The 9,903-nt window shown below is 54.6% G+C and carries 12 protein-coding genes and 1 riboswitch; of the genes, 8 read left to right on the top strand and 4 right to left on the bottom strand.

The window, feature by feature from the left end; all coding sequences use genetic code 11:
- Positions 1-182 precede the first annotated feature (182 nt).
- The 3 genes from JWG43_RS07520 to lexA all read right to left on the bottom strand — a co-directional run bounded on the left by JWG43_RS07520 (position 183) and on the right by lexA (position 1,814).
- Positions 183-455 (bottom strand): Y-family DNA polymerase, encoded by a 273-nt coding sequence (locus JWG43_RS07520; protein WP_205242282.1) that lies wholly within the window; start codon positions 453-455, stop codon positions 183-185.
- Positions 456-660: 205 nt separating this feature from the next.
- Positions 661-948, bottom strand: coding sequence for a Y-family DNA polymerase (locus JWG43_RS07515; protein ID WP_205242281.1), 288 nt, complete (start codon positions 946-948; stop codon positions 661-663).
- A 170-nt stretch (positions 949-1,118) separates the two neighbouring features.
- Entirely contained in the window at positions 1,119-1,814 is a 696-nt protein-coding gene (gene lexA / locus JWG43_RS07510) for a transcriptional repressor LexA (RefSeq protein ID WP_205242280.1), read from the bottom strand.
- A gap of 195 nt (positions 1,815-2,009) precedes the next feature.
- On the opposite strand from lexA, the gene JWG43_RS07505 reads away from it, so the two are divergent.
- From JWG43_RS07505 to JWG43_RS07480, 6 genes are all read left to right on the top strand, one after another.
- Positions 2,010-2,453 carry a CAP domain-containing protein gene (locus JWG43_RS07505; protein WP_205242279.1) on the top strand — a complete coding sequence of 148 codons (444 nt, stop codon included), beginning with the start codon at positions 2,010-2,012 and terminating at the stop codon, positions 2,451-2,453.
- Positions 2,454-2,595: 142 nt separating this feature from the next.
- Positions 2,596-2,666: riboswitch (cobalamin riboswitch) on the top strand.
- Between the two features lie 217 nt (positions 2,667-2,883).
- Positions 2,884-3,447, top strand: a complete 564-nt coding sequence (cobU, locus tag JWG43_RS07500; RefSeq protein ID WP_205242278.1) for a bifunctional adenosylcobinamide kinase/adenosylcobinamide-phosphate guanylyltransferase — start codon at positions 2,884-2,886, stop codon at positions 3,445-3,447.
- 10 nt (positions 3,448-3,457) lie between these two features.
- Entirely contained in the window at positions 3,458-4,234 is a 777-nt protein-coding gene (cobS, locus tag JWG43_RS07495; RefSeq protein WP_205242277.1) for an adenosylcobinamide-GDP ribazoletransferase, read from the top strand.
- Positions 4,231-4,830, top strand: a complete 600-nt coding sequence (cobC, locus tag JWG43_RS07490) for an alpha-ribazole phosphatase (RefSeq protein ID WP_205242276.1) — start codon at positions 4,231-4,233, stop codon at positions 4,828-4,830. Before cobS ends, cobC begins: the two co-directional genes overlap by 4 nt.
- Before the next feature lie 8 nt (positions 4,831-4,838).
- The gene (cobT, locus tag JWG43_RS07485; protein ID WP_205242275.1) at positions 4,839-5,933 is read left to right on the top strand and encodes a nicotinate-nucleotide--dimethylbenzimidazole phosphoribosyltransferase; all 1,095 of its coding nucleotides are present in this window, start codon (positions 4,839-4,841) and stop codon (positions 5,931-5,933) included.
- Positions 5,884-6,480, top strand: a complete 597-nt coding sequence (locus JWG43_RS07480) for a hypothetical protein (protein WP_205242274.1) — start codon at positions 5,884-5,886, stop codon at positions 6,478-6,480. Before cobT ends, JWG43_RS07480 begins: the two co-directional genes overlap by 50 nt.
- 15 nt (positions 6,481-6,495) lie before the next feature.
- Here JWG43_RS07480 and JWG43_RS07475 read toward each other — a convergent pair whose 3' ends face one another.
- On the bottom strand, positions 6,496-6,960 hold the full coding sequence (locus tag JWG43_RS07475) for a CBS domain-containing protein (RefSeq protein WP_205242272.1): 465 nt from the start codon (positions 6,958-6,960) through the stop codon (positions 6,496-6,498).
- Positions 6,961-8,144: 1,184 nt separating this feature from the next.
- Here JWG43_RS07475 and JWG43_RS07470 point away from each other — a divergent pair.
- Both JWG43_RS07470 and JWG43_RS07465 read left to right on the top strand, forming a co-directional pair.
- A complete protein-coding gene (locus JWG43_RS07470) occupies positions 8,145-8,552 on the top strand; it encodes an OadG family protein (protein ID WP_205242270.1) in 408 nt (135 codons plus the stop codon).
- A gap of 164 nt (positions 8,553-8,716) precedes the next feature.
- The gene (locus JWG43_RS07465) at positions 8,717-9,844 is read left to right on the top strand and encodes a sodium ion-translocating decarboxylase subunit beta (RefSeq protein WP_205242269.1); all 1,128 of its coding nucleotides are present in this window, start codon (positions 8,717-8,719) and stop codon (positions 9,842-9,844) included.
- Positions 9,845-9,903: the final 59 nt, after the last annotated feature.

Here is a 9,903-nt window from a genome sequence, read left to right as displayed (position 1 = left end):
TCAAGATGGGGCCGCAAAAGCTCATATTTTTGCTGGAGCATGGCAAGGTTGTCCATGCTGCGACTATACAGTCAAAAAATCGTCAATGCAAAACAAAAAGTGTACAGGTTATTATTGCTAGACTCCTAAGGGTGTGGAGTAGAGCTGCCGGCGGAATTTTCAGATGTAGAAATATACTTTAATTAGAAAAATATACTCATTTTTCCCTGTAAAGACAAGACTTCTTCCCCGCCGGCAACGATGTATTCGCGCCGGGGTTTGACCAGGCGGCTGGTCACCTTGGCCACCAGTTTGTTGGGTGCCACGGACCAGATGGGGTCAAATCCCAGATCACGGCGCAGGGTGTTTCGCAGCCGCCAGCCAATATCCGGCGGCGGGCCGAACAGCCGGTGCGTACCGGTGACATCGAGGTGGCCATTGCCGCGGGAGCCTTCGGCCAGGGGGGGATACTCCAACCTGAATCCGTGACGGCTGGACTCCTGTTTTGAAAATATCTCACTGTAACAATCTTGCAATTACAACCGGATCCTTGGCAACAACTTTCACCAGCCGTCCTTCGGGGCATCCGTCCGCACGCCATCTTCATTGCCCGTAACCGTCCGATAAAGTGTACTTTAATCGAACGGTCACGAACAACGAAGCTGACGCACGGACGAACGCTCACGGATTCAGGTCCAAGGCGTGCTCCAGGCAACGGCTCAGGGTTCTGCGGTACTGCTCGGCCCGGGGCGGGAGAACCAGGGCCCTGCGGCAGCGAAGTCGGGCTCTGCCGAGCAGCATGTCCTTGCGGACGCCCTCACCGTAGGCCTCGTCGCTCATGTCATGGACCACAGCCCGGGGTGAGGGGTCGGCGATGATCAGGGGCTTGCCCTGCAGGCTGCTGTCCAGCAGTCGGGCCACGGCAACGCTGAAATCGGCGGTATTGATGTGGAGTACGGTTCGTTCCATGCCGCCATTGTAAAGTAAAGGACGGTTAAAGTACAGTTTTGCCTGTACATTGAGCCGGAAAGGTCGCCTTGAGCGGCGTGGCAGCCTCGCCGGTGGTGCGCCGGGACTAATGTCTGCTGAAAAAATGGGGTGTGCGGTGGCTTGTCTGGAATGGTCCCAGCGCTTTCTGTTCAAGCCAACTGGCGGATCATGGTTTGGGCATTGCGGACCGCCTGGCCGGCCACGTGATCCATCTGTTCGGGGCCGCGCTGGATGCCGATCACCTTTCCTTGGATGAGGATCTCGCCCAGGGCATACCGGGTGGTCGGGTAAGCATCATTTTCCGGGTGCAGTTCAATGTGGTCCCCCCGGTAAAAAAAACGCTTGACCGTGGCCTCTTTGTTATTGATCAGGGCAACGACAATCTCGCCGTTGGCCGCGTACTGGCGGGGTTCGCAGATCGCCAGATCCCCGGCGAAGATCCCGGCCCTGATCATGGAGTCGCCCTGCACCCGCAGGGCAAAAAGATGGTCCCCCCGGAAAACACTGCCATCGACCAGAATGCTGCCCGCCCATTCCTGCTGAGCATGGAGCGGCAGGCCAGCGGCGACCCGACCGATGATCGGCACGGCACGGCCGCTGGCGGAAGTGGAGTGCGCATCGCTATCCTCCAGCAGAGCGATGGTGCGGCTGTACGAGCCTTCCTTGCGGATCCAGCCTTTTTCCCGCAGGGCCTGCAACAGACTGGCCACCGCGGTGTGGCTGATGCGAAGTTCTTTCGCGGCCTGGCGAAGGCTCGGTGGTCCCTCGTCACTGTTGATTCTGTCCCGCAGGTATTGGAAAAATTCCCGCTGTCGGGGCGTCAGGGGTTGCTGGAGACGGCACATGGAGCTCCTCCTTCGTGCAAATATTTTATTGCAAATGTACTATAACATAAGTGGTAATGTCAAGTTGAGATGCAGGCTGCCATGGACCAGTCGCACGTGATAGAGGGGGCAGACAAGCCCGGAACCAGAAAAGACTTGACGCCGGGGTGAACCTTGCTACCCTGATTGGTGGAAAAACAAAGGAGATGGACTGCATTGAAAACCGGAAAGAACACGCCAGGTAAACGTTTGCTGTGGGGCGCACTGTTGACCCTGTCTCTGAGTATCATGCCGATGACCTCCGCCGGGAGCAGTTCCCTCTACGGCCGCACCCTACTGGAACTGATCAACACCCATCGCCAGGAACATGGTCTTCATACACTCCGGACCGATGCCGGATTGCATCGATTGGCCCGGCAGCACAGTTTTGAGATGTTCCGCCAGCAGAGAATCAATCATCTCGGCTTCAGGGATCGTTTTGACCGTGCCGGCAGTACGCTCTGTGTCGAAAATGTCGGTGGGGGGCACACCAATGCCCGCCAGCAGTTTGAGGCCTGGCGGAACTCCAGCCCCCATAATCAGAATATGCTCCACAATGGCATCCAGAAAGCCGGTATCGTCGAAATCAATAATTATGTCACTTTTTTTGCCTGCAGATAGTGTCCTGAGGCAATAGGGTCTCAACTGGATCCTTGACCAGTACTCATCTGCATACCGTGGGCAAATGACACTATCTTTTTTTCGCTGAATTCGCTATAAGCACCGTGATGCGCTGTTCAAGCAGAACACGGTGCATCTTCCGGAGGAAACGGGTGCAAATCCCGTGCTGTCCCGCAACTGTGATTCCGCCCGGCGCGGAAAAGCCAGACACTCCTCCCTGACGCGGGTCTTCGTGGAATGAGACACCAGCGCCGCACGCGGCCCCTGATTCTCTCCTGGTAACGAATGCATTGTTATCCCGACTTCCCGCCTGTTAGGTCGGCCCAATAAGAAGATTCGTCTTGATTCTGTTTTTTCCGATCCGGGACGTTCATTTTTCAACATGTCGCGAATTACCTGAAAAACGCGACTGCTAGCGGATGGTGCTTGCATGGGGCGAATAATTCTGGTCACCGGTGGGGCAAGAAGCGGCAAGAGCCGCTACGCCGAAGAATTGATCGCCGGGTGCGGCGATGACATTGTCTACATCGCTACTGCCAGGGCCATGGATACGGAGATGACGGAGCGGATCGCCAGGCATCGGGTGCAGCGGCCCGCCTCCTGGCGGACTGTTGAATGTCCCACCCGGCCCTCGGCAGTCGTTGCCGCTGAAGGCGGCCATGCCGCGGGGATTCTGCTCGATTGCCTGACGGTGATGATCACCAACCGGATGCTCGCGCATCCCGTGGATTGGCAGATGCCGACAGTGGCCCAGATGCATCTGGTGGAGACGGATGTCCTGGCCGAAACTGAAGCCATTGTCAGCGCCGTGATCAACAGTCGGGCTGACCTGGTCGCGGTGACCAACGAGGTCGGATACGGCATTGTCCCGCTCTCCCCCATGGCCCGTTTTTTCCGTGATTGCGCCGGTCGGGTCAATCAGCGGATGGCCACGGCGGCTGCGGAGGTTTTTCTGGTCGTTGCCGGTATTCCCATGCGCATTAAAGGCCATTGAGGAGCAGAAGGTGCGGTCATTTCTTCTCATGCTCCAGTTCATGACTCGATATCCGATCCCTCTCCGGATCGAGTTCACCGCTCAACGTTTTGTGCAGGGGATGAAATGGATGCCTCTGATCGGCCTGCTGGTGGCTCTGCCCGCGGCCATCGTTTTTGCGGTGGCCGATGCTGTCCTGGGGCGGGAGCTTGGCGCCATTGCGGCGGTCATTGTGCTCATCACCGTGACCGGTGGCCTCCATCTTGACGGCATCGGTGATACCGCCGACGGGCTGTTCTGTTGCCGGCCCCGTGAGCGGATGCTGGAAATCATGCGTGATTCGTCCCTGGGGACCAATGGGGTCGTTGCCATTGTTCTCGCTATTTTGTTGAAATATATATTTTTGCATAATATCCCCGCCACCGGTGCGCTGCTGGCCGTACTGGCCGCCCCGGTTTTGGGCCGAATGGCTTTGACCTGGCATTCCGCGGTGGCCCGGTATGCCCGAGAAGAACGAGGCATCGGTGAGTATGTCAATCGGACTGGTCCGGCCCAAGCGGTAGCGGCGACCCTGGTCTCCCTTGGTCTTGTCACCGGGATATTGTTTGTGGGCGGGGTGCCGGCGGTCCTCTTGCCCTGGATGGTGCTGGGGCTGCATCTGCCGCCGATTCTATTGGCAATCCTGTTTGCCGCCTATCTGAAAAAGCACCTGGGCGGCATCACCGGCGACACCATCGGCGCCAGCATCGAACTGGCTGAACTGCTTAGTTTTTTTGTTTTTCTTCTTCTCTGGACATTTCTGATATGACGACGACCAAACTGTATCTCATTCGGCACGGTGAAACCGAGCAGAACAAAACCGGTATTCTCATGGGCAGCACTGATACGCCGCTGAACGATCATGGCCGGATGCAGGCGGCTGCTCTTGGAGGACGGATCAACGGCATGGCGGTGGATGCCATTTTTTCCAGCCCCCTGCAACGGGCCCTGGAGACCGCAACCCTGGTCTTCGGGCAGCAGACCTCGATCATCACCGACACCTCCATCCAGGAATTTCATTTTGGTGAGTGGGAGGGGATGCATTTTTCTGAAATCGCCCGCCAGTATCCCGATATCTGGCAACTGTGGCTTACCGACTGGGAGAAGACACACATCCCCGGCGGTGAGGCATTTCCCGCCTTCAAGGAGCGGGTCATCGGTTTTGTTGAAGAAACCGTGCACCATAACCAGGGAAAACACTTGGCCATGGTTTCCCACGGTGGCTGCATCCGCTCGATGCTGGCCCATTTTTTTTGTGATTCGATCTCCAAGGGGTATTGGAAATTCAAAGTGGATAACGCAACCCTGACCGAAATTGAATTCATGGGGACTCTGCCCATTCTTGTTCGTTTCAATTATCGATAGGAGACACCGTGCAACTCCTGCAGCAAACCCTTGCAGCCATACGCCCCACGGACCCGGAAACCATGGCACTGGCCCAGAAAGAGATCGATTACTGCCTCAAGCCGCCGGGCAGTCTCGGCAAACTCGAGGACATTGCCCGTCAAGTGGCGGGCATCACCGGCAAGATCCATAATGTCATCAACAAAAAAGCCATTATTGTCATGATGGCTGATAATGGGGTTGTTGCCGAGGGTGTTGCCATGTATCCCCAGGATATCACCCGTATCGGTGCTGATTTCGTCACTTCGGGACGAATGGGGGTCAATTTTCTCGCCAGCTATGCCGGGGCTGATATCATTGCCGTTGACATCGGTATCCAGGTCGACGTTGATCTCCCCAAAGTCCTCAACCGTAAGATCCGCCGCGGTACCGCCAATTTTCTCAAGGAGCCGGCCATGACCAGGGAGGAGGCCATCCGGGCGGTGGAAACCGGCATCGAGGTCACCACTACAGCCATCGAGCAAGGCTATGATCTCATCGGCACTGGCGAAATCGGCATTGGCAACACCACTGCCAGCAGCGCGGTCTTGTACGCGTTCACCGGCGCACCCATCGACCGGGTAGTCGGCCGGGGGGCGGGATTGACCGACGAGGCCTTTGCCCGAAAAAAAGAGGTGGTGCAGGAAGCGGTGCGGCTGCATCGGCCGGATCCCGACGATCCCCTGGATGTGCTGACCAAGGTCGGTAGTCTCGATATAGCAGGGATGACCGGGACCTATCTGGCCTGCGCGGCCCGCAAGGTGCCGGTGGTCACCGATGGACTCATTTCCAATGTCGCCGCTCTGGCGGCTATTCGCCTGCAGCCGGAGGCGGTGCAGTATATGATTCCCTCCCACATCTCTTTTGAACCGGGAGCGAAACTGCTCAAGGAAATTACCGGCCTGGAGCCCATGCTCGACATGAATATGCGCCTGGGCGAGGGGACGGGTTGCGCCCTGGCTTTTTCCATTATTGAGGCATCGTTACGGATGATCGAGGAGATGGGAACCTTTGCCGTTATCGGGAAGACACGGGATGAAATTGGGGACCACATCATGGCTTATCGGGGAAAATTTCCTCGATAACGCCCGGCTGGTGGCCGGGCAGGTCGATTTTGTCGAACTGCTGGTGTACACGTGGGACAGAGATATGCGCGCCAAGGTCATCTCCTGGCTTGAACCTCTGGCCGCGCTGGATCTCGAGTACACGGTGCACCTGCCCACCGACTCGGCTGAAAAGGCCCTGGCTGCGGCCCTTTTTTTCCAGGAGAGCGGTTTCCCTCTACTCAATATGACCCTGCACCCGTTCCCCGGTTGGCAGCAGTTGCCCTGGCCATCCCTGGTGGCTGTGGAGAATCTGATTGATCGGATCGAATTCCACCCCCGTTTCACCTATGATCTCACGCACAGCCTGCTGGGGATAACACTGCCCGATCATTATCATCCCCACATCGTTGAACTGCACCTTTCCGGCACCGACGGGCACGTTGATCACCTGGCCCTTGATGCCACCACCCTGCGGTATGCGCTCCCGTATCTCACCAAGGAAATGCTGGTCTGCATTGAGATATTCAATCCCAGGCAGGCCCTCGATGCGGTTGAGATGCTGCGCACCCTTTCTCCCCGTGGGTGAGCAACGGTATTTCGGTTACTCTTTGAACAAATGATAAAAAATGTCCGATATATAAACCACCCCGACAAGTTTGCCATTGTCCACCACCGATAAGCGACGAAGCCTGTCCTTGATCATGCGGTCAACAATAGCCATCAGTGGTTCGTCAGGGGGGATACTGAGCACGTTGGAATTCATGATGTCCTCGACCCTTTTTCCTTTGACGTCCTTGATGAAGCCATCGAGTTCGATCCTCCAGGAGAGTTCGCTGCCGTCAATACCATAATTGAGGTAGGAAGGCCGCAGGTGATAGAGGATATAAAACATGCTGATGGTGCCGACCAGGGAGCAGGCATCGTTCACAACCATCAGACTGACGGTCTTGTGGCCGGTTGCTCTGGTTTTAGCATTGAATATTCTTTTGATGGCCTTATCCACCGAGGCTTCCATGTGGATAGTTTCGAATTCTTGGCTCATCAGGTCTCTGGCAAGTAATTGCATCGTTTCGCTCCTTGGATGGCTTGCAAAGCAGTGACCGGTTCCAATGAACCGGCTTCTGGTAGAGGGACATGGCAAGGCGAGATGTTCTTGAAGGAATCGTGTTGTTTTTTCAACCCATTTTGTTTCCCGGGAACATGTGTGGAAGCAGCGGACAGCATGGAACAAGGTCGGGGTCGGGATTGATATGGAGGAGCACAATGTTCCACACTTTGTCTTTTTTTTCCATGGGAATCAGACGATGACAAGAAGGCAGCCTTGGTCTCCGGCATCGCTCTCCGGATGCGGTTGAAGGTTTCACGCATTCAGATCATGCAGTCTCATGCCTGCACCCGGTGAAGGGTATTATCAAGGTTTTTTGCTCCAGTTATAATGTTATTATAGAAAGATATATCCACAAAGAGTTTAGCCGTCACAGATTCAGGCAGTGGAAACACCGCCGGATAAGGTTTCTTGCAACCTGGACAGGATCATTATCGTTCTGTACGGGTACATCGGTGCCGGCTTGCACTAAGGATTTGACATCGTGGTTCTATTTCGGGTATGAAGAGTTGTAAAAATCTTCGCCAGTGATCAACCCACTCCAGCACATTATCGCAAGAATAAAGGTCTTTTTCAATCTTTGCACTGCCCAGCGATGTTGTGATTGGATGCTGGATGCGATAATCACCTGCCTGCTTGCAACTTGTCGGATACAGTGCGCGGTACTGTATTATCACAAGCAAGTATGACATCTTCTGGAGCGCTTCCTGGACCCAGGAATGCTGCTAAGACAAGATTGAAGTAGTTTCAGCAAGAATATTCACGAGTACGGAGTCTGGTTTTTGCTGCAAAGAAGGTAAAAATGCCCAGGCTCTGAGCCCGTTATAACAGCTTCAGGTAATCATCCGGCAGTGCAGCAATTCATGCACTGCGTATCAGCAGTGTGCACGCCAAAATCCTGGATCCATGAGCGTATGTCCGTGCGTCAGCTTTATGGTCTGTGACCGTTCGATTAATGGACAACTTTATCGGACGGGTACGGGCAATGAGGATGGCGTACGAACGGATGCTTCCGAAGGGCGTTTGGTGAAGGTATTATCAAGGATTTTGCAATAATTATAATTTTATTACAGCAAGATACATCCAAGACAAGAGTCCAGCCGTCACGGATTCAGGTTGAGGGCTAAGCTGAGGAGAGACCTCAAATGTACGGTTTTGATGCTATTTCAGCCAACAATGGTTGGTTTATTGCCGCAACCGGGGTCAGCATGGTATTCATCGGTCTGATTGTGCTCACGCTGATCATCTCCCAACTGCACAATGTGCTGGCATTGATGGAAAAATTGACCGCCAAACCTGAGGTGATCCCAGAAACCAAACCCACTATTCGCGTTCCCCCCCCAGATCCCAGTGATGTTGAGACGACTGCGCGGGTGTTTACTCCTTTGATTGAAGAATTACCCTCGGAGTTTCAATTATCCGAGTTATACGCCCTTGCCAAAGAATATCACCTGCCCCATCCTCACCTTTCCATCCGTTGTCTTATTGAAAACGGTACATTGCAACCTCTTGGCGAGGGGGTCTTTATTTTTATCCCAAGCTGCGAAGAGTAAACGAGCATCGGGTGCAAGGAAATGGTTCCATAACCTGAAGAGCAGAGAGGGATCTTTCACCGGCGCGGTCTATGAGGACAGGCAGGTGGCTTGGTTTCGGTGCGGGGATAGGACACTTTTGAACCTTCCCACAACCATCCATCGTTCATGGAGGTAGTGTGCCAATGGAAATGATCTTGGAAATTATTGAGTCAACCGGATTTGCCAATGCGAGTGTGTCCAGTCTGGTGATGATGGCCATTGCCCTGTTTTTACTCTATCTCGGCATAGCCAAAAGGTATGAACCGCTGTTGCTGGTGCCGATCAGTTTTGGTATGCTTCTGGTCAATTTTCCCCTGTCGCCATTGATGCTGTCGCCTGACAATGGTCAACCTGGAGGTTTGTTGTATTATCTCTACATGGGGATTGAGCTGGGAATCTACCCACCGCTTATTTTTCTTGGTATCGGTGCTCTCACCGATTTTGGCCCCCTGATTTCCAACCCCAAGACCCTGCTCCTTGGCGCTGCTGCTCAAGTGGGGATATTCATCACCTTTCTTGGGGCTCTTGCCTTTGGCTTCAGCCCGCAGGAGGCCGGGGCCATCGGTATTATCGGTGGCGCGGACGGGCCTACAGCCATCTATCTGACATCCATGATGGCTCCACATCTTCTGGGTGCCGTGTCGGTGGCCGCCTATTCCTATATGGCTCTGGTCCCCATCATTCAGCCTCCCATCATGCGGGCATTGACCACCAAAAAGGAGCGAGCCGTGGTTATGGAGGAATTGCGTGAGGTCTCCAAGACCGAAAAAATCCTCTTTCCCATTGTTGTCATTCTGATTACCGGTCTCTTTCTACCCGCCGCCTTGCCGCTGCTGGGTATGCTGATGCTTGGTAATCTGTTTCGTGAGTGTGGGGTCACTGATCGTCTCAGCAAAGCGTCTCAAAACGAACTGAATAATATTATCGTGATATTTTTAGGTTTAACCGTTGGCGCCAAGGCCAGTGCCGAATATTTCCTCACCATCCAAACCATTCAGATCATTGTCCTGGGCCTGGTCGCCTTTGCCATCGGCACAGCCTCTGGTGTTCTCATGGGTAAGCTGATGTATAAACTCACCGGTGGCAAGGTCAACCCCCTCATCGGTGCGGCCGGTGTTTCCGCGGTACCCATGGCGGCACGGGTTTGCCAGACCGTCGGTCGGGAGGCCAACCCTTCCAATTTCCTCCTGATGTATGCCATGGGGCCCAATGTTGCCGGGGTAATCGGCTCAGCCATTGCGGCGGGGATATTCCTGGCCCTGCTCAATTGAAAGTGCAAGGCAAGCAGGCCGATTGTACTGTGGAACAGGTCGGCTGCGTACTATAACAA

Source organism: Desulfobulbus alkaliphilus, from assembly GCF_016918545.1.
Lineage (GTDB): Bacteria > Desulfobacterota > Desulfobulbia > Desulfobulbales > Desulfobulbaceae > Desulfobulbus > Desulfobulbus alkaliphilus.
This window is presented reverse-complemented; position numbering and strand designations above follow the sequence as displayed.